General features: G+C 60.9%; 23 protein-coding genes and 1 pseudogene. 16 read left to right on the top strand and 8 right to left on the bottom strand.

The genetic code is table 11. The features are described from left to right. Positions 1 to 2 precede the first annotated feature (2 nt). The 5 genes from ACZ0AZ_RS10825 (at position 3) to ACZ0AZ_RS10805 (ending at position 5,734) form a co-directional block, all read left to right on the top strand. Positions 3 to 374, top strand: a complete 372-nt coding sequence (locus tag ACZ0AZ_RS10825) for a gamma-butyrobetaine hydroxylase family protein (RefSeq protein WP_310404153.1) — start codon at positions 3 to 5, stop codon at positions 372 to 374. Positions 375 to 631: 257 nt separating this feature from the next. Then, positions 632 to 2,311 carry a class II poly(R)-hydroxyalkanoic acid synthase gene (phaC, locus tag ACZ0AZ_RS10820; protein WP_310404155.1) on the top strand — a complete coding sequence of 560 codons (1,680 nt, stop codon included), beginning with the start codon at positions 632 to 634 and terminating at the stop codon, positions 2,309 to 2,311. 94 nt (positions 2,312 to 2,405) lie between these two features. Then, a complete protein-coding gene (gene phaZ / locus ACZ0AZ_RS10815) occupies positions 2,406 to 3,260 on the top strand; it encodes a poly(3-hydroxyalkanoate) depolymerase (RefSeq protein ID WP_016772063.1) in 855 nt (284 codons plus the stop codon). 140 nt (positions 3,261 to 3,400) lie between these two features. Beyond that, positions 3,401 to 5,083: a class II poly(R)-hydroxyalkanoic acid synthase gene (gene phaC / locus ACZ0AZ_RS10810; RefSeq protein ID WP_463537352.1), complete on the top strand. Its 1,683-nt coding sequence runs from the start codon at positions 3,401 to 3,403 to the stop codon at positions 5,081 to 5,083. 30 nt (positions 5,084 to 5,113) lie between these two features. Continuing rightward, positions 5,114 to 5,734, top strand: a complete 621-nt coding sequence (locus tag ACZ0AZ_RS10805) for a TetR/AcrR family transcriptional regulator (RefSeq protein ID WP_039756659.1) — start codon at positions 5,114 to 5,116, stop codon at positions 5,732 to 5,734. Between the two features lie 200 nt (positions 5,735 to 5,934). Here ACZ0AZ_RS10805 and ACZ0AZ_RS10800 read toward each other — a convergent pair whose 3' ends face one another. The 3 genes from ACZ0AZ_RS10800 to ACZ0AZ_RS10790 form a co-directional block, all read right to left on the bottom strand. Beyond that, a complete protein-coding gene (locus ACZ0AZ_RS10800; protein WP_310404161.1) occupies positions 5,935 to 6,828 on the bottom strand; it encodes a phasin family protein in 894 nt (297 codons plus the stop codon). Positions 6,829 to 6,838: 10 nt separating this feature from the next. Next, the gene (locus tag ACZ0AZ_RS10795; RefSeq protein WP_039756657.1) at positions 6,839 to 7,261 is read right to left on the bottom strand and encodes a phasin family protein; all 423 of its coding nucleotides are present in this window, start codon (positions 7,259 to 7,261) and stop codon (positions 6,839 to 6,841) included. A 228-nt stretch (positions 7,262 to 7,489) separates the two neighbouring features. Continuing rightward, positions 7,490 to 7,765, bottom strand: a complete 276-nt coding sequence (locus tag ACZ0AZ_RS10790) for a polyhydroxyalkanoic acid system family protein (RefSeq protein WP_129998272.1) — start codon at positions 7,763 to 7,765, stop codon at positions 7,490 to 7,492. A gap of 154 nt (positions 7,766 to 7,919) precedes the next feature. On the opposite strand from ACZ0AZ_RS10790, the gene ubiE reads away from it, so the two are divergent. The 11 genes and pseudogenes from ubiE to ACZ0AZ_RS10735 all read left to right on the top strand — a co-directional run bounded on the left by ubiE (position 7,920) and on the right by ACZ0AZ_RS10735 (position 16,058). Continuing rightward, a complete protein-coding gene (gene ubiE, locus ACZ0AZ_RS10785; protein ID WP_016772069.1) occupies positions 7,920 to 8,690 on the top strand; it encodes a bifunctional demethylmenaquinone methyltransferase/2-methoxy-6-polyprenyl-1,4-benzoquinol methylase UbiE in 771 nt (256 codons plus the stop codon). After that, positions 8,690 to 9,313 carry a ubiquinone biosynthesis accessory factor UbiJ gene (locus ACZ0AZ_RS10780; protein ID WP_039756653.1) on the top strand — a complete coding sequence of 208 codons (624 nt, stop codon included), beginning with the start codon at positions 8,690 to 8,692 and terminating at the stop codon, positions 9,311 to 9,313. Before ubiE ends, ACZ0AZ_RS10780 begins: the two co-directional genes overlap by 1 nt. After that, positions 9,310 to 10,914 (top strand): ubiquinone biosynthesis regulatory protein kinase UbiB, encoded by a 1,605-nt coding sequence (gene ubiB / locus ACZ0AZ_RS10775; protein ID WP_129998273.1) that lies wholly within the window; start codon positions 9,310 to 9,312, stop codon positions 10,912 to 10,914. The genes ACZ0AZ_RS10780 and ubiB overlap by 4 nt, the downstream gene beginning before the upstream one ends. A 137-nt stretch (positions 10,915 to 11,051) precedes the next feature. After that, entirely contained in the window at positions 11,052 to 11,453 is a 402-nt protein-coding gene (gene hisI, locus ACZ0AZ_RS10770; protein WP_007899278.1) for a phosphoribosyl-AMP cyclohydrolase, read from the top strand. Continuing rightward, the gene (locus tag ACZ0AZ_RS10765) at positions 11,446 to 11,778 is read left to right on the top strand and encodes a phosphoribosyl-ATP diphosphatase (protein WP_003220849.1); all 333 of its coding nucleotides are present in this window, start codon (positions 11,446 to 11,448) and stop codon (positions 11,776 to 11,778) included. Before hisI ends, ACZ0AZ_RS10765 begins: the two co-directional genes overlap by 8 nt. A gap of 25 nt (positions 11,779 to 11,803) precedes the next feature. Further along, positions 11,804 to 12,085: a twin-arginine translocase TatA/TatE family subunit gene (locus ACZ0AZ_RS10760; protein ID WP_016772073.1), complete on the top strand. Its 282-nt coding sequence runs from the start codon at positions 11,804 to 11,806 to the stop codon at positions 12,083 to 12,085. Positions 12,086 to 12,095: 10 nt separating this feature from the next. Beyond that, entirely contained in the window at positions 12,096 to 12,554 is a 459-nt protein-coding gene (gene tatB / locus ACZ0AZ_RS10755) for a Sec-independent protein translocase protein TatB (protein ID WP_463570892.1), read from the top strand. Continuing rightward, a complete protein-coding gene (tatC, locus tag ACZ0AZ_RS10750) occupies positions 12,551 to 13,342 on the top strand; it encodes a twin-arginine translocase subunit TatC (protein ID WP_016772075.1) in 792 nt (263 codons plus the stop codon). Before tatB ends, tatC begins: the two co-directional genes overlap by 4 nt. After that, entirely contained in the window at positions 13,339 to 14,046 is a 708-nt protein-coding gene (locus ACZ0AZ_RS10745) for a 16S rRNA (uracil(1498)-N(3))-methyltransferase (protein ID WP_129998274.1), read from the top strand. The genes tatC and ACZ0AZ_RS10745 overlap by 4 nt, the downstream gene beginning before the upstream one ends. Before the next feature lie 95 nt (positions 14,047 to 14,141). Beyond that, a pseudogene (locus tag ACZ0AZ_RS10740) lies at positions 14,142 to 15,203 on the top strand (methyl-accepting chemotaxis protein); the annotation flags it as partial. After that, a complete protein-coding gene (locus ACZ0AZ_RS10735) occupies positions 15,186 to 16,058 on the top strand; it encodes a methyl-accepting chemotaxis protein (protein WP_372339873.1) in 873 nt (290 codons plus the stop codon). The pseudogene ACZ0AZ_RS10740 and the gene ACZ0AZ_RS10735, both read left to right, overlap by 18 nt. 89 nt (positions 16,059 to 16,147) lie before the next feature. Here ACZ0AZ_RS10735 and ACZ0AZ_RS10730 read toward each other — a convergent pair whose 3' ends face one another. From ACZ0AZ_RS10730 to ACZ0AZ_RS10710, 5 genes are all read right to left on the bottom strand, one after another. After that, complete coding sequence (locus ACZ0AZ_RS10730; RefSeq protein ID WP_129998276.1) at positions 16,148 to 16,882, bottom strand: amino acid ABC transporter ATP-binding protein; 735 nt, start codon at positions 16,880 to 16,882, stop codon at positions 16,148 to 16,150. After that, complete coding sequence (locus tag ACZ0AZ_RS10725; RefSeq protein ID WP_310404181.1) at positions 16,875 to 17,834, bottom strand: amino acid ABC transporter permease; 960 nt, start codon at positions 17,832 to 17,834, stop codon at positions 16,875 to 16,877. The genes ACZ0AZ_RS10730 and ACZ0AZ_RS10725 overlap by 8 nt, the downstream gene beginning before the upstream one ends. 138 nt (positions 17,835 to 17,972) lie before the next feature. Then, positions 17,973 to 18,770 (bottom strand): transporter substrate-binding domain-containing protein, encoded by a 798-nt coding sequence (locus tag ACZ0AZ_RS10720; protein ID WP_039756640.1) that lies wholly within the window; start codon positions 18,768 to 18,770, stop codon positions 17,973 to 17,975. A gap of 267 nt (positions 18,771 to 19,037) precedes the next feature. Next, positions 19,038 to 21,608, bottom strand: coding sequence for a glucans biosynthesis glucosyltransferase MdoH (gene mdoH, locus ACZ0AZ_RS10715; protein WP_130910699.1), 2,571 nt, complete (start codon positions 21,606 to 21,608; stop codon positions 19,038 to 19,040). Further along, positions 21,601 to 23,382, bottom strand: a complete 1,782-nt coding sequence (locus tag ACZ0AZ_RS10710; protein ID WP_165368394.1) for a glucan biosynthesis protein G — start codon at positions 23,380 to 23,382, stop codon at positions 21,601 to 21,603. The genes mdoH and ACZ0AZ_RS10710 overlap by 8 nt, the downstream gene beginning before the upstream one ends. Positions 23,383 to 23,449 lie beyond the last annotated feature (67 nt).

Here is a 23,449-nt window from a genome sequence, read left to right as displayed (position 1 = left end):
TCATGATTCCCACCGACATCAAACTGCACAAAGCCTCGAAAACCCTGACGCTCACCTACGCGTCCGGCGAGGAATACACTCTGCCCGCCGAGTTTCTGCGCGTGCACTCTCCCTCCGCCGAGGTCCAGGGCCACGGCAAACCGATCCTGCAATTCGGCAAGCTCAACGTCGGTCTGAGCAAGCTGGAACCGGCTGGCAACTATGCACTGAAACTGACCTTCGACGACGGTCACGACAGCGGCCTGTTCACCTGGGAATACCTCTACGAACTCGGCCAACGCCAGAAAGAACTCTGGGACGATTATCTGGCCGAGTTGCGTGCTGCCGGAAAATCCCGCGATCCGAACGAGTCGTTCGTCAAGCTGATGCTCTAGCCCGTGGCTCTTGCTCTTTAGAGGGCATTTTCTAACTTCATCTGTTTGAATGCTCCGCTCACGCAGCCCAGGATGGGCCGCTTGCGAAAAAAATTAAACTCGGGTAACCAATGGAGCTGGCAAGTTCCCTGCAGTGCTCTACGACTGTAAAGCAGCTATGCAGAATCAACGGTCACCCGAGCAGTAGTACCCGGCATTGGCTGTGGAAGCGACAGCGTGAAACCGGGTACTCGTCTCAGGACAATGGAGCGTCGTAGATGAGTGACAAGAATAACGATGACCTGAAGTACCAAGCCTCGGAAAACACCCTGGGGCTTAACCCCGTCGTCGGGCTGCGCGGAAAGGATCTGCTGGCCTCTGCTCGAATGGTGCTGAAACAGGCCATCAGACAACCGATTCACAGCGTCAGGCACGTGACCCATTTCGGCCTCGAACTGAAGAACGTGCTGCTGGGGAAATCCGCGCTGCAACCGGCCGGTGACGACCGCCGTTTTGCCGACCCGGCGTGGAGCCAGAACCCGCTGTACAAACGTTATCTGCAAACCTATCTGGCCTGGCGCAAGGAACTGCATGCCTGGATTGATGACAGCAGCCTGTCCCCCAAAGACATCGCGCGCGGGCATTTCGTCATCAACCTGATGACCGAAGCCATGGCGCCGACCAACACGGCGGCCAACCCGGCGGCGGTCAAACGCTTCTTCGAAACCGGCGGCAAAAGCCTGCTCGATGGCCTCTCGCATCTGGCCAAGGATCTTGTGCACAACGGCGGCATGCCGAGCCAGGTCAACATGGGCGCGTTTGAGGTCGGCAAGAGCCTCGGCGTCACCGAGGGCGCCGTGGTGTTCCGCAACGACGTACTGGAGCTGATCCAGTACCGGCCGATCACCGAGCAAGTCCACGAACGCCCGCTGCTGGTGGTGCCGCCGCAGATCAACAAGTTCTACGTTTTCGACTTGAGCCCGGACAAAAGCCTGGCGCGCTTCTGCCTGCGCAACAATGTGCCGACCTTCATCATCAGCTGGCGTAACCCGACCAAGGCCCAGCGCGAATGGGGTCTGTCGACCTACATCGAAGCGCTGAAGGAAGCGGTCGACGTGGTCACCGCGATCACCGGCAGCAAAGACGTGAACATGCTCGGCGCCTGCTCCGGCGGCATCACCTGCACCGCCCTGCTCGGCCACTACGCCGCGCTCGGCGAGAACAAGGTCAATGCCCTCACCCTGCTGGTCAGCGTGCTCGACACCACCCTGGACAGCGACGTCGCCCTGTTCGTCGATGAGCAGACCCTCGAGACCGCCAAGCGCCACTCCTATCAGGCCGGCGTGCTCGAAGGCAAAGACATGGCCAAGGTCTTCGCCTGGATGCGCCCCAACGATCTGATCTGGAATTACTGGGTCAACAACTACCTGCTCGGCAACGAGCCGCCGGTGTTCGACATCCTGTTCTGGAACAACGACACCACCCGCCTGCCCGCTGCGTTCCACGGCGACCTGATCGAGATGTTCAAAAACAATCCACTGATCCGCCCCAATGCACTGGAAGTGTGCGGCACGCCGATCGACCTCAGGCAGGTCACCGCCGATATCTTCTCGCTGGCCGGCACCAACGACCACATCACGCCGTGGAAGTCCTGCTACAAGTCGGCGCAGCTGTTCGGCGGCAAAGTCGAATTCGTGCTGTCGAGCAGCGGCCATATCCAGAGCATTCTCAACCCGCCGGGCAATCCGAAGTCGCGCTACATGACCGGCGAAGAGATGGCCGCCACTGCCGATGACTGGCAGGAAAACTCGACCAAGCACACCGATTCCTGGTGGCTGTACTGGCAGGCATGGCTGGCCGAGCGCTCGGGCAACCTGAAAAAAGCCCCGACGAAACTGGGCAACAAAGCGTACCCGGCGGGCGAGGCTTCGCCGGGCACTTACGTACATGAGAGATAGCGGCAAGTTTCAAGCTGCGAGCGACAAGCTGAGCGGGTTCTGCTTGAAGCTTGCGGCTTGCAGCTGCTCCCAACTGACCCGAAGGGTTTGACCCATGCCGCAACCGTTCATATTCCGCACCGTCGATCTGGATGGCCAGACCCTCCGCACGGCGGTGCGTCCCGGCAAGCCTCATTTGACGCCTCTGCTGATCTTCAACGGCATCGGCGCCAACCTGGAGCTGGTGTTTCCGTTTGTCGCAGCGCTCGACCCGGATCTGGAAGTGATCGCCTTCGACGTGCCCGGGGTCGGCGGCTCGTCGACGCCGAACCGGCCGTATCGCTTCCCCGGCCTGGCCAAACTGACGGCGCGGATGCTCGACTATCTCGACTACGGTCAGGTCAATGTGATTGGCGTGTCGTGGGGCGGCGCCCTGGCGCAGCAGTTCGCCTACGACTACCCCGAGCGCTGCAAGAAGCTGGTACTGGCGGCGACCGCGGCCGGTGCGGTGATGGTCCCGGGCAAGCCGAAAGTGCTGTGGATGATGGCCAGCCCGCGCCGCTACATTCAGCCATCCCATGTGATTCGCATCGCGCCGATGATCTACGGCGGCTCGTTCCGCCGCGACCCGACGCTGGCGGCCAGCCATGCGGCGAAAGTGCGCTCGGCGGGCAAGCTCGGTTACTACTGGCAGCTGTTCGCCGGCCTCGGCTGGACCAGCATCCACTGGCTGCACAAGATCCATCAGCCGACGCTGGTGCTGGCCGGCGATGACGATCCGCTGATTCCGCTGATCAACATGCGCATGCTCGCCTGGCGCATTCCCAACGCGCAGCTGCACATCATCGATGACGGCCATCTGTTCCTGATTACCCGCGCCGAAGCGGTGGCGCCGATCATCATGAAGTTTCTCGAAGAGGAGCGTCTGCGCGCAGTCATGCATCCGCATCCGACGCCGCTGGGCGGCTGATCGCGGCGGCCTGCTTTATGCAGCACTTTTCAAATCAAGCGCGCGGCAGGACGCCGCGCAGGCAGCAACCGGTAACAGCGTCTATGGTGTTCTGGTTCGGTGAGTGAGTTTTTGCCCTGAAGACGAAGGAGTGTTGAGTCATGCGCGAAAAACCAGCGACGGGCGTGGTGCCCAGCCCCGCCGTGTTTATCAACGCCCAGAGTGCGATCGCCGGTCTGCGTGGCAGGGACCTGCTGTCGACACTGCGCAGCGTCGCCGCCCACGGCTTGCGCAATCCTTTGCACAGCGCCAGGCACGCGCTGAAGCTTGGCAGGCAGTTGGGCCGCGTACTGCTCGGCGAAACCCTGCACCCGACCAATCCGCAAGACAGCCGCTTCGCCGATCCGGCGTGGAGCCTCAACCCGTTTTACCGGCGCAGTCTGCAGGCGTATCTGGCCTGGCAGAAACAGGTCAAGAGCTGGATCGATGAGGGCGACATGAGCCCTGAAGATCGCGCCCGTGCGCACTTCGCTTTCACCCTGCTCAATGACGCCGTGGCGCCATCCAACACGCTGCTCAATCCGCTGGCGGTCAAGGAGTTGTTCAATTCCGGCGGGCAGAGTCTGGTGCGTGGTCTGAGCCATCTTTTCGATGATCTTTTGCACAACGACGGCCTGCCACGGCAAGTGACCAAACAAGCATTCGAGGTTGGCAAAACCGTGGCGACCACCAGCGGATCGGTGGTGTTTCGCAATGAAATGTTCGAGTTGATCCAGTACAAGTCGATGAGCGAAAAGCAGTACGCCAAGCCGCTGCTGGTGGTGCCGCCGCAAATCAACAAGTACTACATCTTCGATCTGAGCCCGCAGAACAGCTTCGTCCAGTACGCCCTGAAAAACAGCCTGCAGACGTTCATGATCAGTTGGCGCAATCCTGATGTGCGCCATCGCGAGTGGGGCCTGTCGAGTTACGTCGAAGCGGTCGAAGAAGCGATGAACATCTGCCGGGCGATTACCGGTGCGCGGGAAGTCAACCTGATGGGCGCCTGCGCCGGCGGCCTGACCATCGCCGCCCTGCAAGGCCATCTGCAGGCCAAACGGCAACTGCGCCGGGTCGCCAGCGCGACGTACCTGGTCAGCCTGCTCGACAGCCAGATCGAGACCCCGGCCACGCTGTTCGCCGATGAACAAACACTGGAAGCGGCCAAGCGACGCTCGTACCAGCGAGGCGTGCTCGACGGTCGCGACATGGCCAAGGTCTTCGCCTGGATGCGCCCCAACGATTTGATCTGGAGCTATTTCGTCAACAACTACCTGCTGGGCAAGGAGCCGCCAGCTTTCGACATCCTCTACTGGAACAACGACAACACACGCCTGCCGGCGGCGCTGCACGGCGATCTGCTGGACTTCTTCAAGCACAACCCGCTGATCCACGCGGGCGGCCTCGAGGTGTGCGGCACGCCGATCGACCTGCAGAAGGTCAACGTCGACAGCTTCAGCGTCGCCGGCATGAACGACCACATCACGCCATGGGACGCGGTGTATCGCTCGACCCTGCTGCTCGGTGGCGAGCGACGCTTCGTGCTGTCCAACAGCGGCCACGTGCAGAGCATCCTCAACCCGCCGAGCAACTCGAAAGCTGCCTACGTCGAGAACGCCAAACTGAGCAGCGACCCGCGTGCCTGGTACTACGATGCCAAACACGTCGACGGCAGCTGGTGGCCGCAGTGGCTGGAATGGGTCGCGCAGCGCTCGGGCGCCCTGAATGAGACTCGCACCACCCTCGGCAATCCGAACTATCCACCGATGGAAGCGGCACCCGGCACCTATGTGCATGTGCGCTGACGCTCAACCGAATTTTTCTAAGAAGACTGGATGAAAACCCGCGACCGGATTCTCGAATGTGCGCTGCAACTGTTCAACGAAAAGGGCGAGCCGAACGTGTCCACCATGGAGGTGGCCAACGAAATGGGGATCAGCCCCGGCAACCTCTACTACCACTTTCACGGCAAGGAACCGCTGATTCTCGGTTTGTTCGAACGCTTCCAGCATGAACTCGCGCCCCTGCTCGACCCGCCGCCGAACGTGGAACTTGCGCCGGAAGATTACTGGTTATTCTTGCATTTGATCGTCGAGCGACTGGCGCAATACCGGTTCCTGTTCCAGGACCTGTCGAACCTCGCCGGGCGCCTGCCGAAACTGGCCAAGGGGATCCGCAATCTGCTCAATGCATTGAAGAGAACGCTGGCCTCTCTGCTGGCGCGGCTTAAGGCTTCGGGGCAACTGGTCAGCGATACCCAGGCGTTGGGTCAACTTGTCGAGCAGGTGACCATGACGTTGTTGTTCTCGCTGGATTACCAGCGGATTCTTGATCGGGAGGGGGAAGTGAGACTGGTGGTTTATCAGATCATGATGCTGGTGGCGCCGCATTTGCTGCCGCCAGTGAAGGTGGCGACAGAGCGGATGGCGCTGCAATACCTTGAGGATCATGACTGACCCGAGCGCTGCGCCTACTCACAATTCAATGTGGGAGCGAGCCTGCTCGCGAATGCAAACTTTCAGCTGATTCCTGTGTAACTGATCCACCGCTTTCGCGTGCAGGCTCGCTCCCACAGGGACTTGCAGTGATCGAGATAATCTCCACAAACAAAAACGCCCGACCTTCACAGGCCGGGCGTTTTTGATTTGCCCTGCAATCAGGACTGACTGGATGGGGTCGACGGTGTCGATGCTGCAGTCGGGGTGGCTGCCGCAGTCGGTGCCGCAGCGGAGTTTGCCGCGCTGGCCGGGGCTGTTGGAGCAGTCGATGGCGTAGCGGCCGGTTTTGGCGCAGCGGCTTTCGGCGCGGCCGGTTTTTTCACAGCAGGCTTTTTCGCCGCAGCCGGTTTGGCCGCAGGCTTCGCAGCAGGTTTGGCGGCAGCGGTCTTCGCTGCTGGTTTCGCTGCAGTTTTAGCCGCAGGTTTTGCTGCTGCTTTGGCTGCCGGTTTCGCAGCGGCTTTGGCGGCAACCGGTTTGGCGGCAGCTTTGGTCGCAGGCTTGGCGGCCGCAGTTTTGGTCGCAGCTTTCGCAGCAGGTTTTGCTGCCGCTTTGGCCAGTGGCTTGGCTGCGGTTTTCGCCGCAGGTTTGGCCGCTGCAGTTTTACTGGCAGGTTTCGCCGCAGCGGTTTTCGCCGCCACAGGCTGAGCTTTCAGACCGGTGAGTTTCTCGATCTGTTTGGTCAGCGTGTCGACCTTGGCGTTGAGTGCCTTGACCTCGTTGCGGCTCGGTACACCCAAGCGCGAAATCGCGCTGTTCAGACGCTTGTCGAATGCGCCTTCCAGCTCGTCCCACTTGCCCATGGCGCGGTCCTTCACGCCGCTGATGCGCGACTTGGCCGAGGAGGTCGAGTCCTCGACTTTCTTGCCGACAGCAGTCTTGGTGAGCTTCTCGGCTTTCTCGCCGTCTTTGACCAATGCATCGAAGAGCTTGCTGCCGTCAGTGTCGATCTTCGAGTACACGCCTAAACCAGCCAGCCAGATTTTGCGGGAGTAGGACTCGACCTTCCCGACCCACGAGCTGCTTTCTTTATCGGTGTTCTTTTTGCCAGCCATCCCGTTCTCCTTAAGATTTTCGCGCGACGCGTTCGAGCAATGCCGTCAGCTCATCGAGCTTAGCAGAGAGTGCCTCAACGTCATGTTTAGACGGAATGCCGATCCGATTCAAGGCGCTGGCCACACGGTTGTCGAAGGCCTTCTCGACCTTGTCGAGCTGAACTTCAACGCGGCCCTTGAACGAGCTGACCTGAGTGGCCGCGTCATCGATCTCGGCGTTGGCTGCGAGGAGTTTTTCGGTGACGGCTTTTTTGCCTTTCTTTTCAACAGTTTGACCGGCGGCGACGAGCTCTTGAAAGTACTCGCTGCCCTCCTGCCCGACCTTGGTATAGGCGCCCAGGCCTGCCAGCCAGATCTTGCGGGCATAGGATTTGACGTCGCTCAGAGTGGAAGTCGGAGCGTCGATTTTTTTCTTCAAAATGACTTTGGCCATGGTGCACCTCACGCGCAGAAGGTTTGAGGAACTGCCGGACGAGTGTCGGGCTCAGGCACAAAGTAGGCAGAAAAATTAGAAAGGGCACCCTAACCAGCGGGAGCATCATTAAACAAATGTGGGAGCGAGCCTGCTCGCGAAAGCGGTTTGTCAGTCACGGATAATTTGACTGAAAGACCGCTTTCGCGAGCAGGCTCGCTCCCACAGGGGACTGGATTTCAACCTGAATCAGGCCAGGGCTTTATCCAACGCCTTCTCGATCTCGGCTTTGATCATGCCGCTCATGGCCGACATCATCAGGCCCAGTTCGACGTCGACCCGGATCGAATCGTCCGCCACATGCACTTCGCCTTTTACGCCCGAGCGCTTGAGGTTCAAGGTATCGCCCGACCACTGCGGCTCCAGGCCGTATTGTTCATTGAGCTTTTTGGCCAATTTGTCGGCCTTCTCGCGGGCGGCTTCCTTGCCCAGGCTGTGGGCGCGCTCAACACTGATTTTGGCCATGGAATGACTCCTGATGATTGAATGGCTATCGTTGAATCTTGACCGCATCTGCGGCAAATCGTCCCGAGGGTTGCCCATCTTACCTTTAGCCATTCCAAGACAAAGCATGGCGTGGGGATTAGAATGTCGCGCATTCTCTTTTGGTGACAGCGATATGACTGATCAGCGCAAAGGCAGCGATGCCGAACCCACCACTCACTTCGGCTTCAAAAACGTTCCGGAAAGCCAGAAAGCGGAAAAAGTCGCTGAGGTTTTCCATTCCGTAGCCGCGAAATACGACCTGATGAACGACCTTCTGTCGGGCGGCATGCACCGTCTGTGGAAGCGGTTCGCGATCGAGCTTTCCGGCGTGCGCAGCGGCAACCGCGTGCTCGACATCGCCGGTGGCACCGGCGACCTGACCCGCAAGTTCTCGAACCTCGTCGGCCCCACCGGCCAGGTCGTGCTGGCCGACATCAACGAATCGATGCTCAAGGTCGGCCGTGATCGCCTGCTCGATCTCGGCGTTGCCGGCAACGTCGAATTCGTCCAGGCCGACGCGGAAAAACTGCCGTTCCCGGACAACCATTTCGACTGCGTGACCATCGCCTTCGGCCTGCGCAACGTGACGCACAAAGAGGACGCATTGCGTTCGATGCTGCGCGTGCTCAAGCCCGGCGGACGCCTGCTGGTGCTGGAATTTTCCAAGCCGACCAACGCACTTATGTCGAAAGCCTACGACGCCTACTCGTTCGCCTTCATGCCGCTGATGGGCAAGCTGATCACCAACGACTCGGAAAGCTATCGCTACCTGGCCGAATCGATCCGCATGCACCCGAATCAGGAAACCCTGAAGTCGATGATGGTCGAGGCCGGTTTCGACCGCGTGACCTATCACAACATGACCGCAGGCATCGTCGCCCTGCACCGCGGCATCAAGCCCTGATGTTGCTTACCGGGCTGCTCGCCAGCGTCGAACTCGGCCTCAACCGGGTGCTGCGTCTCGACAGCACGGCGCTGCCGCGCCTGGCGCATCTGACCGGCAAGGTGATTGCCGTCGACTGCCGCAGCCCGGCGCTGCAATTGTTCATTCTGCCCAGCGATGAGGGCCTGATGCTGGCTTCGCAGTGGGCAGCGGATGTCGATTGCACGTTGCGTGCACCGGCCTCAAGCCTGGTGAAACTGGCCCTGAGCAAAGACAAGACCGCCGTGCTGCACGCACCGGAAGTCGAGCTCGATGGCAACAGCGGCGTGTTGCTGGAACTGGCCGGCGTACTGCAAGACCTCGAGCTGGACTGGGAGTACGAACTCTCGCGCTGGCTCGGCCCGGTCGCCACGCAACTGCTCGGTGGCCATCTGCGCAGCCGCGCGCGCTGGTATCAACAAGGATTTGCCAGCCTCAACCAGAATCTTGCCGAATACCTCGCCGAAGAATCGCGCACCCTCGTCGGGCAACGCGAAGCCGAGGCGCGATTCAGCGAACTGGACCGGATCAAACTTGATCTGGAACGACTCGAGGCGCGTTTCGAGCGCCTTTCCCGATCCCTCGACCCAAGCGATAACGCATGAAGCTGCTTGCCGTCCGCCGTCTGTTGCGCATCCAGCGCGTCGTGATCCGCTACCGCCTCGATGACCTGCTGTTCGATCTGCCGCTGCCCTGGTTTCTTCTGGCCGTGCGCTTTTTGCTGCCGTGGCGCTGGCTGCCGCGCAAGCCGCTGGAGCTCAACCGTGGCGCGCGCTTGCGCCTGGCATTGCAGGATCTGGGGCCGATCTTCATCAAGTTCGGGCAGATTCTTTCGACCCGCCGCGACCTGTTGCCGGAAGACATCGCCGATGAGCTGATGCTGCTGCAGGACCGCGTGCCGCCGTTCGATTCGCAAGTGTCGATCAAGCTGATCGAAGAACAGCTGGGCAAGAAAATCAGCGAAGTGTTCAGCCGTTTCGACGTTGCCCCTCTGGCCTCGGCTTCGGTGGCGCAGGTGCACGCGGCGCAGCTGAAAAGCGGCGAAGAAGTCGTGGTGAAGGTCATTCGCCCGGGCCTGAAACCGGTGATCGCGCAGGATCTGGCGTGGCTGTTCATTCTTGCCCGCGCCGCCGAGAAATTCTCCGCTGACGCGCGCCTGCTGCACCCGGTCGACGTGGTACAGGATTACGAAAAGACCATTTACGACGAACTCGATCTGTTGCGCGAGGCGGCCAACGCCAGCCAGTTACGCCGCAACTTCGAAGGCTCGCAGCTGCTTTATGTACCGCAAGTCTATTGGGATTGGTGCCGGCCGAAAGTGCTGGTGATGGAGCGCATCTACGGCATTCAGGTCACCGATCTGGCGACCCTTGCCGACCAGCGCACCGACATGAAAATGCTCGCCGAGCGTGGTGTGGAGATTTTCTTCACTCAGGTGTTCCGCGACAGCTTCTTCCACGCCGACATGCACCCGGGGAACATCTTCGTCAGCACGGTGAACCCGTGGAGCCCGCAGTACATCGCGATCGACTGCGGCATCGTCGGGAGCCTGACCCCGGAAGACCAGGATTATCTGGCGCGCAACCTGTTCGCTTTCTTCAAGCGTGACTACCGCCGTGTGGCGCAGTTGCACATCGATTCGGGCTGGGTGCCGGCGGAAACCAAACTCAACGAATTCGAAGCGGCGATCCGTACGGTGTGCGAACCGATCTTCGAAAAACCGTTAAAAGATATTTCATTTGGCCAGGTGCTGATGCGCCTGTTCCAGACCGCACGCCGTTTCAACATGGAAGTGCAGCCGCAACTGGTGCTGTTGCAGAAGACCTTGCTGAACATCGAAGGCCTCGGTCGCCAGCTGTATCCGGATCTGGATCTGTGGAACACCGCGCAGCCGTTTCTCGAGCGCTGGATGCGCGAACGCGTCAGCCCGAAAGCCTTGCTGGGCAACGTGCAGAGCCAGCTGGAGCAAATTCCGCACCTGTCGAACATGGCCCGCGACCTGCTCGAACGCATGTCGCAACCTCACGCCAAAGACCCACCGCCGCCGTGGCGCAAACGCAAGGACGACTGGTTCCTGCGCCTGCTCGGCTGCGCGCATCTGGCCGGCGGCGCGATCCTCGCTGCGGGCGGCCCGTTGACCGAGTGGTCGCACTGGCCCGCCGGAATCATGATCGCGGTCGGTTTGTATCTGGTCGTTCGCCGATAGCAGGTTTGAGCTGCAAGTTATAAGCTGCAAGCCTCAAGCGACGGGGCGGCGACTTGAACCGCCCGACAGGCAAAACGCGACACTGCCCTTACTTGCAGCTTGAAGCTTATAGCTTGCAGCTGCTTCAGGAACTGAAGATGAAAAACTGGCTGGACGAGATCAAGTGGGACGCTGACGGCCTGGTGCCGGCGATCGCTCAGGATCACAAGACCGGGCGCGTATTGATGATGGCCTGGATGAACCGCGAAGCGCTGGAACTGACCGCAGCGGAGAATCGTGCAATCTACTGGTCACGTTCCCGTGGCAAGCTGTGGCGCAAGGGCGAAGAGTCCGGCCATGTGCAGACCCTGCATGAAATGCGTCTGGACTGTGACGCCGACGTGATCATCCTCATGGTTGAACAGATCGGCGACATCGCTTGCCACACCGGCCGTCAAAGCTGCTTTTACCGGGTCTTCGAAAACGGCGACTGGAAAACGGTCGACCCGGTTCTGAAAGACCCGCACGCTATCTATTCCGCAGGACACACACATGAGTGACACCCTGACCCGCCTCGCTCAGGTACTTGAAGAGCGCAAAGGCGCAGCAGCCGACAGCTCGTATGTCGCCAGCCTGTATCACAAGGGGCTGAACAAGATTCTGGAGAAAGTCGGCGAAGAGTCGGTCGAAACCATTATTGCCGCCAAGGATGCCGCCATCAGCGGCGATTGCAGTGATGTGATCTACGAGACCGCCGACCTGTGGTTCCACAGCATGGTCATGCTCGCCCAACTGGGGCAGCATCCGCAGGCCGTGCTGGATGAACTGGACCGTCGCTTCGGCCTGTCCGGACACGTCGAGAAAGCCTCGCGTCCGTCCGCCTGAACAATTTTTAGAGAGGAATCGCCACATGGGCATTTTTGACTGGAAACACTGGGTCGTCATTCTGATTGTCGTGGTGCTGGTATTCGGTACCAAGAAACTGAAAAACCTCGGCACCGACGTTGGCGAATCGATCAAGGGCTTCCGCAAAGCCATGAACGACGACGAAAAACCGGCCGAGCCTAGCGTGACCCCGCCGGCCCAGCCAGTGCCACCGGTGCAGCCGCAAACCACCGCCCAGGCCAACCCGCCGCACACCATCGACGTGCAGGCGCAGAAAGTCGAAGAGCCGATCCGCAAAGACGTGTGAGCACTGACTAATGTTTGGTATCAGCTTCTCTGAATTGCTGCTCGTCGGCCTCGTTGCCCTGCTGGTGCTCGGCCCCGAGCGTCTGCCGGGCGCTGCGCGCACCGCCGGTCTGTGGGTCGGCCGTCTGAAGCGCAGCTTCAACGCGATCAAACAGGAAGTTGAGCGTGAGATCGGTGCCGACGAGATCCGTCGGCAACTGCACAACGAACATATTCTGTCGCTGGAGCAAGAGGCGCGGAAGATTTTCAATCCGAACCAGCAGGAGCCGACGCCGCCTGAGCATGTGGGCGAGCAGACGATTCACAGTGTTGCCGCTCCGACTGCACCTGCACCTGCACCTGCACCTGCACCTGTTGTAACACCGACAGAATCGGCTCCCGCAGAAACCTCGGTTGAACATGTAGCCCAAACCGCCGCGCCGACTACATCAGCGCCTCAAGACCCTACACTGCCGCCGCGAGCCCCATGAGCGATCTCCCCGAAAACGACCAGCACATGCCGCTGGTATCGCACCTCACTGAGTTGCGCACCCGCCTGCTGCGTTGCGTGGCGGCGATCTTCATTATCTTTGCCGGGCTGTTCGCGTTTACCCAGCAGATCTACACCTTCGTCTCGACGCCGCTGCGCCAGTACCTGCCGGTCGGCGCGACGATGATCGCCACCGACGTGTCGTCGCCGTTCCTGACGCCGCTGAAACTGACGATGATGGTTTCGCTGTTTCTCGCGATTCCAGTGATCCTGCATCAGATCTGGGGCTTTATCGCGCCGGGCCTGTACAAGCACGAAAAACGCGTCGCGGTGCCGCTGCTGATCTCCAGCATCCTGCTGTTCTACATCGGCATGGCGTTCGCCTATTACTTCGTCTTTCCGCTGATCTTCAAGTTCTTCGCCGCTGCCACCCCGGCTGGCGTGGAAATGATGACCGACATCGCCAGCTACCTCGATTTCGTCATGACGCTGTTCTTCGCCTTCGGCGTGGCGTTCGAGATCCCGGTAGCCGTGGTCCTGCTGGTGTGGATCGGCGTGGTCGACGTCAAATACCTGAAGAAGATCCGCCCGTACGTGATCATCGGCTGCTTCGTGGTCGGCATGATCCTGACCCCGCCGGACATCTTCTCGCAGACGCTGCTGGCTGTACCGATGTGGATGCTGTTCGAGATCGGCATTCTCTTCGGCGCGCTGGTCAGCAAGCGCGAACGCCCGGACGAAACCCCGGCCGACGACCACAACGACCAGCCGCCAGCGACCCAGGCATGAACCTGCTGCTGCTCGAAGAGGCCGATTTCATTGCGGCGGACCGCGTAATCCTGGGTGATCGCCGCCTGACCCACATGCAGGAAGTGCATCGCTCGGAAGTGGGCGACAGCCTGCGCGTCGGGCGCATCAACGGGTTGATGGGTTCGGCCGAGTTGTTGCGTCTGGAAGCAGGCGAAGCGGAACTGCGTGTCAGCCTCGACCAGCCGCCGCCGGTCAAGTTGCCGCTGACGCTGGTGCTGGCCCTGCCCCGGCCGAAAATGCTCCGCCGCGTGTTCCAGACCGTTGCGACCATGGGTGTGGCCAAGGTGATTCTGGTCAATAGCTATCGCGTCGAAAAAAGCTTCTGGCAGACGCCATTTCTGGAGCCGGAAGCGATTCGTGAGCAGTTGATCCTCGGGCTCGAACAGGCTCGCGATACGGTGCTGCCAGAGATCGTCATCGAAAAGCGCTTCAAGCCTTTTGTTGAAGATCGCTTGCCGGCGATCGCCGAGGGCACCCTAGGCCTGGTCGGCCACCCCGGCAACTTCCCACCCTGCCCGCGCGCCCTGAGCGAACCGGTGACACTGGCCATCGGCCCCGAGGGTGGCTGGATTCCCTACGAAATCGATCTGCTGGCCAAATCCGGCCTGCAACCGGTGCAACTGGGCGAGCGCATCCTGCGCGTCGAAACCGCCGTTACCGCCCTGCTTGCACGCCTGTTCTGACGCAACCGCGTCGGACAAAAGGCGTTACAGATTGCCATCACCCAGCCGATACAGCCCCTATAAGTCCAATTGAGTGGTCCGAAGGGAGTGGTCGCATGTACCGTTGGTTAGCCGAGAGTCTTGGAAACGTCAGCGTCAAACGCAAGCTGGGCATCGGTTTCGGCCTGGTGCTGTTGCTGACGCTGTTGATCACTTTCACCGGCTGGACCGGCATGAGCGGCATCATCAGCCGTGGCGACAAGCTCGGTTTCATTTCCAGCCTCAATGAGTTGACCAAGGACCTGCGCCTGGCACGCATGGACTACGACATGCGCCGTGGCGAACAGGGCCCGGGCGCGGTCAACGGATACCTCAACCAACTCGAAAGCGGCCTGCAATCGGCACGCGGCATGATCGAGCAGCCGTCCGACGTGGCGATGGTCGATCAACAGCTCGCTGCGGTCGCCGAATACAAACGTGCTTTCGGCGAAATGACCCAGGCCACCGTTCAGCGTGAAGATGCACGCAGCAAGCTGGGCGCCAACGCTGACAATGCTGTGGCCAAGGTCGGCGAAGTCGAAAGTGCGCTGCTGCAAGGCGACAGCGTTGCGCAGTACAACGCGGTGATCGAGCTGAGCAAACTGTTGCAGCAGGCGCGCTATCAGGTGCGCGGTTACACCTACAGCGGCAAGGCCGATGCCGAGCAACCGGCGCTGACCGCCATCGACAACGCCCTGAAAAACCTCGAAAGCCTGCCGACCCGCGTGCCGGAGCAGCACATCGCCAACCTGCAGCAAGCCACCGACTCGCTCAAGGCCTACCGCGCTGCTGTTGCCCAGTTCCGTGATTCGCAGGTCAAGAACACCGCCGCCCTGGCCAACATGTCGGCTCAGGGCGAGATCCTGATGTCGGTCAGCAAAAAACTCACCGAATCGCAAACCGTGGTGCGCGACACCGATGCCGCCCGTGCCAAGAACATGCTGCTGATCGCCACTGCGCTGGCATTGGCCTTCGGTCTGATTGCTGCCTGGGCGATCACTCGACAAATCATCATTCCGCTGACCCAGACCCTGAAAGTCGCCGAACGCGTGGCCGCCGGCGACCTGACCCACAACCTGGTGTCCCTGCGTCGCGATGAGCTTGGCCAGTTGCAGCGCTCGATGCAAAGCATGACCCAAGGCCTGCGCGAATTGATCGGCGGCATCAGCGACGGCGTCACGCAGATCGCCAGCGCCGCCGAAGAACTCTCGGCGGTGACCGAGCAGACCAGCGCCGGGGTCAACAATCAGAAGGTCGAGACCGATCAGGTCGCCACCGCCATGAACGAAATGGCCGCTACCGTTCAGGAAGTCGCGCGCAACGCTGAAGAGGCTTCCGAGGCCGCCGTCGCCGCTGACCAACAGGCCCGCGAAGGCGACAAGGTTGTCGGCGAAGCCATCGCCCAGATCGAACGTCTGGCGCTCGAGGTGGGGCATTCCACCGAAGCCATGGGCGAGCTCAAGCGTGAAAGCGACAAGATCGGCAGCGTCCTCGACGTGATCAAGTCGGTCGCCCAGCAAACCAACCTGCTGGCTCTCAACGCCGCCATCGAAGCGGCCCGTGCCGGTGAAGCCGGACGTGGGTTCGCCGTGGTTGCCGACGAAGTGCGCAGCCTCGCCCAGCGCACGCAGAAGTCCACGGAAGAAATCGAAGAGTTGATCGTCGGCCTGCAAAACGGCACCCAGCAAGTGGCGACGATCATGGACAACAGCCGCAGCCTCACCGACAGCAGCGTCGAACTGACCCGGCGCGCCGGCGGCTCACTGGAGAGCATTACCCGCACTGTGTCGGCGATTCAGGCGATGAACCAGCAGATTGCCGCTGCTGCCGAGCAGCAGAGCGCCGTGGCCGAAGAGATCAACCGCAGCGTGCTCAACGTGCGCGATGTGTCGGATCAGACCTCGGCGGCGAGTGAAGAGACCGCAGCGTCCAGTGTTGAGTTGGCGCGGTTGGGAACGCATTTGCAGATGCTGGTGGGCCGCTTCAAGGTTTAACAGCCCAAAAACAAAAGATCGCAGCCTCCGGCAGCTACAGGTGTACACATATCCCTGTAGCTGCCGGAGGCTGCGATCTTTTTTTGCGGTTAAAGGACCTGGCGCAGGAAGGCCTGAGCGCGCGGATCCTTTGGCGCATCAAAGAACGCCGCCGGCGCCGCATCTTCGAGCAATTTGCCGTGATCGAAGAACAACACCCGATCCGCCACTTCCCGGGCGAAGCCCATCTCGTGCGTGACGCAAACCATGGTCATGCCTTCCACGGCGAGATTTTTCATCACGTCGAGCACTTCGCCGACCATTTCCGGGTCGAGGGCCGAGGTCGGTTCATCGAACAGCATGACTTTCGGCTCCATCGCCAGCGCCCGGGCAATCGCCACGCGCTGTTGCTGACCGCCGGACAGGCGTGACGGAAACTCGTGGGCCTTCTGCGCAATGCCGACCTTCTCCAGCAACGCCATGGCCTTGGCCTCGCGCTCTTTCTTGCCGCGCTTGCGCACGACTTTCTGCGCCAGACAGAGGTTCTCCAGCACGGTCATGTGCGGGAACAGGTTGAAATGCTGGAAGACCATGCCGACTTCGCGGCGATAGGCGTTGACGTCGGTTTTGGCGTCAGCCAGTTGCAGGCCGTCGATGCTCACCGAGCCGGAGTCGAATTCTTCCAGACCGTTGAGGCAACGCAAGAAAGTCGACTTGCCGGAACCGGACGGGCCGATTACCACCAGCACTTCGCCCTTGGCGACGTTGGTGCTGACGTTATCCACAGCGCGCACAACCTGGCCACGGGTGTCGAAGACTTTTACCAGATCGCGGACTTCAATCACTTTGCGCGAGCCTCCGCTCAAGCCGGCTGGCGATTTTCGACAGCGGCAGGTTGATCAACAGGTACAGACCGGCGACGCAGAACAGGATTTCGAACGGCGAAAACGAGGTCGTGATGACTTCCCGGCCGCTTTTCAGCAGCTCGGTGATGGCGATCACCGACACCAGCGACGTGTCCTTGACCAGACTGATGAATTGCCCGGCCAGCGGCGGCAGCACGCGTTTGAATGCCTGTGGCAGGACCACATGGCGCATCGACTGGCCGGCACTCAGACCCAGCGAGCGCGCAGCTTCGTTCTGGCCACGGGCAATCGATTGCACGCCGGAACGGATGATTTCGGCCACGTAGGCGCCAGTGAACAGCGACAGCGCGGCGATCCCGGCGAACTCGCGGGACAGGTTCATCACCGTGCCGATGAAGAAATAGAAAATGAAAATCTGCACCAGCAGCGGCGTGCCGCGTACCAGTTCGACGTAGATCGTCGAGAGGTCGCGCAGGGTCGGGTTGTTCGACAGGCGGCAGAGGCCCGTGACCAGACCGATCAGCAGACCGAGAACACCGGACACGAGCGACAGCCAAAGCGTGGTCCACAAACCCCACAACAGCGGTCCTGCCGCCCAATGCCGGGTCACGCCCACGACGTCGCCTTCAGCGACATCGTCGCCCTGAGCGAATTGCAGGCTGTTTTCGTCGACCGTCAGGTGCTGTTCGTCACCGGCATCGTTACGCAGCGTGACCTGGGCACTGCCGCCCTTGCGCACCAGCTCGGTGACCGTGGAAATGTCCGCGGCGCGCTGGGTTTCTTCGGCCTGATAGGCGAAGTACTGCGGCACGCGGTTCCAGCGCCACTCGTAGGACATCAGCGACGTCGCGTAATACAACGCGCCGGCCAGGCCGACCAGCACCAGCACGGTGAGGACGTGCCAGGGCCATTGGGCTTTTTTCTGTTTCATTGCAGGTTCTCGGATGATCGTTCCCACGCTCTGCGTGGGAATGCCGCTCGGGACGCTCTGCGTCCCTGCCTGTTCGTGACGCGGAGCGCCACAGGATGCGTTCCCACGCAGAGCGTGGGAACGATCAGCGGATGCGCGTTATTCCATGTCCTTGAGCCACTCGGTGCTCTTGAACCACTTATCATGGATGCGATCGTAGGTGCCGTCTTCGTGGATCTGGTGCAGGAAGTTGTTGATGAAGTTGAGGCTGTCGAAATCGCCCTTCTTCAGACCGAAGGCCAGTGGCTCGTAGGTGAACGGCTTGTCGAGGAACACCAGTTTGCCGGCGCCGACCTTGTTCAGCGCGACAACGTTGTACGGCGCGTCGTAGATAAAGGCGTCAGCCTTGCCGTTGACCACGTCGAGCACAGCTTCCTGCTCGTTGTCGTAGCCGTGGTACTTGGCTTTGGAGATCAGCTTCCTGGCGACCATTTCGCCGGTGGTGCCGAGCTTGGAGGTGATGCGGTAGTCAGCCGTGTTCAGGTCTTTGTAGGACTTGATGGTGCCTTCCAGCTCCTTGCGGATCAGCAGGGTCTGGCCGACGACGATGAACGGATCGCTGAAATTCAGGCGCAGATTGCGCTCCTGGGTCAGGGTCATGCCGCTGCCGATCATGTCGAACTTGTCGGTCATCAGCGCTGGAATGATGCCGTCGTAACCGGTCGAGACCAGCTCGAGCTTGACGCCCATGGCCTTGGTCATGGCTTTGAGGATATCGACTTCGAAACCGATGATTTCGCCGCGTTTGTTGGTCATCTCAAATGGCATGTAGGTCGGGTCCATGCCGACTTTCAGCGAGCCGCGCTTGACCGCGTCATCGATAGCGCCGGCCTGCGCCGCATTGACTGCAACCAGTGCCGTGACGCCGACCAGCAGCATCGACAGATACTTCTTCATCTTCAAGTCCCCAAAACCATTGCGTGTGCGGCGCGAAAACGACAGAGACGGGCAAAAAAAGCCCGGGCGCGCCAATTCGGGGACGGATGCTAACGCACTCGTCCATTAGCACAAGGCTTTTTGCCGGCAATTGTTGTGACGGGTCAGGCCGTACAAGCAAAAAATCGCAGCCTTCGGCAGCTCCTACACAGGATCGATGTACACCCTGCAGGAGCTGCCGAAGGCTGCGATCTTTAAAAAAAGCCCCGCATTCGCGGGGCAATTTCATCAGGCCGGCTGAGCCTGCAGGCTCACCGGTCGCAGCGGCAGCAACGGCGCATGCGGATCGGCTTTCACCGAAGCGCGCCAGGCGTCGAGCCACTCGGCGTGACCTTCGGCCCAGACCTGCTCGTGCAGGCGTGCCAGTGCGACAGGGTCGCTAAGCAGTTGCAGGCGATCATGGTTGTTCAGCCCGGCCGGGCCGACCTTGATCGCGTGACGCACGCGTTCCTGACGCAGCCACTCGATCGGCTCGGCCTGGCCGTGACGCGAGGTCGCCAGCGAGCACGCCAAGGCGTTCTGCTGAGGATCGACCACGGCGCGGACGAAGCCGTCGTTGAGGGCGTGATAGCGGTTCTCGTGGGTGTACTGATCGGTTGCCAGCAAGGCCTGTGGCGGATTGTATTCCTCGGGGATGAGGAACAGGCTCTCGTCACGGGTCTTCAGACCAAGGCCGACACGGCTGGAGATCACCGATACCGGGATCGACAGCATCAGCGAACCGACGATCGGCACCAGCCACCAGAGGAAGCTCGGGTTCAGCCAGATCACCAGCAGCGCCCACAAGAAGCCCAGCAACGTCTGCGGACCGTGGCGCTTGACCGCTTCGCTCCACGGCGTCGAGTCGTCGTCACGCTGCGGCGAATTCCAGGTCGCGGCCCAGCCGAGGAACGCGGCGAGGACGAAGCGGGTGTGGAAAATCATCCGCACCGGCGCCAGCAGCATGGAGAACAGCATCTCCAGCAGCATCGACAGGGTCACCTTGAACTTGCCGCCGAACTCCTTCGCGCCCTTGGCCCAGATCAGGATGATGCTCAACAGCTTCGGCAGGAACAGCAGCACGATGGTCGTCGAGAACAGCGCGATGGCCTTGTCCGGGTGCCATTGCGGCCACAGCGGATAGAGCTGACGCGGTTCGAGGAAGTACTGCGGCTCCATCAGCGTGTTCACCGCCAGCAGCGCCGTCGACAACACCAGGAAGAAGAACCATAACGGCGCCGACAGGTACGACATCACGCCGGTGAGGAACACCGCGCGGTGCACCGGGTGCATGCCCTTGACCAGGAACAGGCGGAAGTTCATCAGGTTGCCGTGGCACCAGCGACGGTCACGCTTGAGCTCGTCGAGCAGGTTCGGCGGCAACTCTTCGTAACTGCCCGGCAAGTCGTAGGCAATCCATACGCCCCAACCGGCACGGCGCATCAGTGCAGCTTCGACGAAGTCGTGGGACAGGATCGCACCGGAGAACGCGCCCTTGCCCGGCAACGGCGCCAGGGCGCAGTGGTCGATGAACGGCTTCATGCGGATGATCGCGTTGTGCCCCCAGTAGTGGGATTCACCCAACTGCCAGAAGTGCAGACCGGCGGTAAACAGCGGGCCGTACACGCGGGTGGCGAACTGCTGCATGCGCGCATACAGGGTGTCCATGCCCGACGCACGCGGCGCGGTCTGGATGATCCCGGCGTCCGGCGTGGCTTCCATCAGGCGCACCAGACTGGTCAGGCATTCGCCGCTCATCACCGAGTCGGCGTCGAGCACGACCATGTATTTGTAGTCACCGCCCCAACGACGGCAGAAGTCGTCGAGGTTGCCGCTCTTGCGTTTCACACGACGGCGACGACGGCGATAGAAAATCTTGCCGAAGCCCTTGGCTTCGCGGCAGACATCCAGCCACGCCTGTTGCTCGGCGACGCAGATATCGGTGTCGTTACTGTCGCTGAGGACGAAAAAGTCGAAGCGATCCAGATCACCGGTAGCGGCGACCGATTCGAACGTCGCACGCAGACCGGCGAATACGCGCGGCACGTCTTCGTTGCAGATCGGCATGACCAGCGCAGTGCGCGCATCTTTCGGAATCGGCTCGTTACCGGCGCTTTTCCCGGAGATACGGTATTTATCGTGACCAGTGAGCAACTCGAGGAAGCCCATCAGCGCGGTCCAGAAACCGGCCGACACCCAGCAGAACAGAATCCCGAACAGAATCAGGATGCTGGTTTGCAGCGCGTACGGCAGCACTTGCGTGGCGGTTTGCAGCAGCGGCTGATGCAGGACTTCATCCAGATCGACGAACGACCAGCCCTGATACGGCATGATGCCTTTCATGTACCAGCCGGCAACGATGGTCTGGCCAAGCATCAGCAACAACAGGATATAGCGGCGGATCGAACCGACGGTGCGCCAGCGCGCGGCCGGCAGGACATTGGCGTCCTTCGGCGGCTGCGGCGGGTTGGTGCGCCCGGTCAGACGGCGCCAGCCACGCACCAGGATATTGGTGCGCCACGGCTCCGGCACCACCTTGGTACGGCGGATCGGCGGCGTCGCCTTGAGGCTGACCCGACCACTGGCGTCGAGCACCAGCATTTCCGCTTCAGCCAGTTCTTCGGCAGTGCTCAGGGTCAGACGCTTGCCCACCGAAGCCTGGGCGGCTTCGGCAGGGGCGTCGAATGTCGAGGATGACAGGCGTTCATGCAGCTCGCTGAACGACTGGCAACCCGCGAGTTCCGCGCGTTGCTCGTCGGTCATCGGCAGATGCGCCAGATACTCGGACAGAGTCTCTGGCTGTACTGGTGAATTACTCATCGGCAGGCAACTGATAGCTCCAGGTCTCGGTCAGGACTTCTTCAGTCGGCGCCGATTCCGGTGTGGCTGGGGCCGCGTCGGCAGCGACTGGCTGCTTGGCGTCTTTATTGGCCTTGTCCTTGGCGTCGACTGCAGGCTTGGCTTCAGCCTGTTTGGCTTCGGCGGCCTTGGCTTCCTTGTCGAGTTTTTCCTGTTGCTTGGCGGCAACCTTGTCAGCCTTGGCGACCGACGAGTTGGAGGCCGGCACCGATTTGGCCAGATCTGCGGTAACCACTGGCTGAACCAGGGCGGCGCGCATTTCGGTTGCCTTGCTCGGATCCTTGATCTTCATCCGCAGGGTCAAGCGCCAGCCCTTGGTTTCCGGGTTGTAGCGCACGCTGTTCTCGACCAGTTCGGCGTTGTCGCCGACGCTGACCTGACTGCGCACGTCGGCATCCGGCGTCAGGGCCGCCAGCGACGGGCCTTCGAAGTCGACCAGATAGGCAACGCTGCCATCGGGCTGACGGATCAGGTTGGATTGCTTGACGTCACCGGTCGAACGCAGGGTCTGCGCCACCCAGGCGCTGTCCGGCGCGTGAATTGCTGCTTCGTCCATGGTCCAGTGCATACGGTAGGCGAAGTCCAGCGGCTGGCCTGGCTCCGGCATTTTTTCCGGGCTCCAGAACGCAACGATGTTGTCGTTGGTTTCGTCAGCGGTCGGAATCTCTACCAGATCGACAGTGCCCTTGCCCCACTCGCCCTTCGGCTCGATCCAGGCGCTCGGGCGCTTGTCGTAGCGGTCGTCGAGGTCTTCGTAGTGGCTGAAGTCACGGCCACGCTGCAGCAGACCGAAACCACGCGGGTTCTCGACGCTGAAGTTGCTTACGGCCAGATGTTTCGGGTTGTTCAGTGGGCGCCAGATCCACTCGCCGTTGCCGGCATGGATCGACAGACCGCTGGAGTCGTGCAGTTCACGACGGTAGTTGAGCACTTTCGACGGCTGGTTGGCGCCGAACAGGAACATGCTGGTCAGCGGCGCGATGCCCAGTTTGCCGACTTTGTCACGCAGGAACATCTGCGCCTTGACGTCGACGATGGTGTCGCTGCCCGGACGCAGGATCAAACGGTAGGCACCGGTGGCACGCGGCGAATCGAGCAGAGCGAAGATCACCAGGTGCTTGTCGCCCGGCTTCGGCTGTTGAATCCAGAACTCGCGGAAACGCGGGAATTCTTCGCCCGACGGCAGCGCGGTGTCGATCGCCAGACCACGGGCCGACAGACCATAGGTGTGGCCCTTGCCGACGACGCGGAAGTAGCTCGCGCCGAGCATGGTCATGATTTCGTCTTGCTTGTCGGCCTTGTTGATCGGATACAGCACACGGAAACCGGCGTAACCCAGTTGTTCGGTGGCTTTCGGATCGAATTTCAGATCGCCGAAATCGAAGCGGCTCGGATCGTATTTGATCTCCGAGACGGTGTTCGCGGTGATTTCGTTGATTTTCACCGGCGTATCGAAATGCATACCCTGGTGATAGAAGGAGAGCTTGAACGGCGTCTTCTGATCGGCCCACTCAGCCTTTTCGGTGAGGAAGCGGATCTTCTGGTAGTCCGCGAACTTCATTTCGCGGAATTCGTTCGGCAGGTTGCTGCGCGGGGCTTCGAACTTCTGCCCGGCCAGCTCTTTGGCCTTGGCCGATACGTCGTCAAGATTGAACGCCCAAAGCTGACCGGCGCTGAGCAGGCACAGGAGCGCCGAACCCGCTACCAGAGCACTTCGCATGCGTTTGGCAGACATTTTTGCTGCATTACAGGGACTAACAATCACGAGCAACCCTCGCCGAAAACAGATCAATAAACCAACG

The organism is Pseudomonas sp. AC239 (assembly GCF_979258545.1).
This window is presented reverse-complemented; position numbering and strand designations above follow the sequence as displayed.

Excerpts from the sequence above, each read along its gene's own strand:
- ACZ0AZ_RS10825 (WP_310404153.1), top strand. The coding sequence starts at position 3 with ATGATTCCCACCGACATCAAACTGCACAAAGCCTCGAAAACCCTGACG.
- phaC (WP_310404155.1), top strand. The coding sequence starts at position 632 with ATGAGTGACAAGAATAACGATGACCTGAAGTACCAAGCCTCGGAAAAC.
- phaZ (WP_016772063.1), top strand. The coding sequence starts at position 2,406 with ATGCCGCAACCGTTCATATTCCGCACCGTCGATCTGGATGGCCAGACC.
- phaC (WP_463537352.1), top strand. The coding sequence starts at position 3,401 with ATGCGCGAAAAACCAGCGACGGGCGTGGTGCCCAGCCCCGCCGTGTTT.
- ACZ0AZ_RS10805 (WP_039756659.1), top strand. The coding sequence starts at position 5,114 with ATGAAAACCCGCGACCGGATTCTCGAATGTGCGCTGCAACTGTTCAAC.
- ACZ0AZ_RS10800 (WP_310404161.1), bottom strand. The coding sequence starts at position 6,828 with ATGGCTGGCAAAAAGAACACCGATAAAGAAAGCAGCTCGTGGGTCGGG.
- ACZ0AZ_RS10795 (WP_039756657.1), bottom strand. The coding sequence starts at position 7,261 with ATGGCCAAAGTCATTTTGAAGAAAAAAATCGACGCTCCGACTTCCACT.
- ACZ0AZ_RS10790 (WP_129998272.1), bottom strand. The coding sequence starts at position 7,765 with ATGGCCAAAATCAGTGTTGAGCGCGCCCACAGCCTGGGCAAGGAAGCC.
- ubiE (WP_016772069.1), top strand. The coding sequence starts at position 7,920 with ATGACTGATCAGCGCAAAGGCAGCGATGCCGAACCCACCACTCACTTC.
- ACZ0AZ_RS10780 (WP_039756653.1), top strand. The coding sequence starts at position 8,690 with ATGTTGCTTACCGGGCTGCTCGCCAGCGTCGAACTCGGCCTCAACCGG.
- ubiB (WP_129998273.1), top strand. The coding sequence starts at position 9,310 with ATGAAGCTGCTTGCCGTCCGCCGTCTGTTGCGCATCCAGCGCGTCGTG.
- hisI (WP_007899278.1), top strand. The coding sequence starts at position 11,052 with ATGAAAAACTGGCTGGACGAGATCAAGTGGGACGCTGACGGCCTGGTG.
- ACZ0AZ_RS10765 (WP_003220849.1), top strand. The coding sequence starts at position 11,446 with ATGAGTGACACCCTGACCCGCCTCGCTCAGGTACTTGAAGAGCGCAAA.
- ACZ0AZ_RS10760 (WP_016772073.1), top strand. The coding sequence starts at position 11,804 with ATGGGCATTTTTGACTGGAAACACTGGGTCGTCATTCTGATTGTCGTG.
- tatB (WP_463570892.1), top strand. The coding sequence starts at position 12,096 with ATGTTTGGTATCAGCTTCTCTGAATTGCTGCTCGTCGGCCTCGTTGCC.
- tatC (WP_016772075.1), top strand. The coding sequence starts at position 12,551 with ATGAGCGATCTCCCCGAAAACGACCAGCACATGCCGCTGGTATCGCAC.
- ACZ0AZ_RS10745 (WP_129998274.1), top strand. The coding sequence starts at position 13,339 with ATGAACCTGCTGCTGCTCGAAGAGGCCGATTTCATTGCGGCGGACCGC.
- ACZ0AZ_RS10735 (WP_372339873.1), top strand. The coding sequence starts at position 15,186 with ATGCAAAGCATGACCCAAGGCCTGCGCGAATTGATCGGCGGCATCAGC.
- ACZ0AZ_RS10725 (WP_310404181.1), bottom strand. The coding sequence starts at position 17,834 with ATGAAACAGAAAAAAGCCCAATGGCCCTGGCACGTCCTCACCGTGCTG.
- ACZ0AZ_RS10720 (WP_039756640.1), bottom strand. The coding sequence starts at position 18,770 with ATGAAGAAGTATCTGTCGATGCTGCTGGTCGGCGTCACGGCACTGGTT.
- mdoH (WP_130910699.1), bottom strand. The coding sequence starts at position 21,608 with ATGAGTAATTCACCAGTACAGCCAGAGACTCTGTCCGAGTATCTGGCG.
- ACZ0AZ_RS10710 (WP_165368394.1), bottom strand. The coding sequence starts at position 23,382 with ATGTCTGCCAAACGCATGCGAAGTGCTCTGGTAGCGGGTTCGGCGCTC.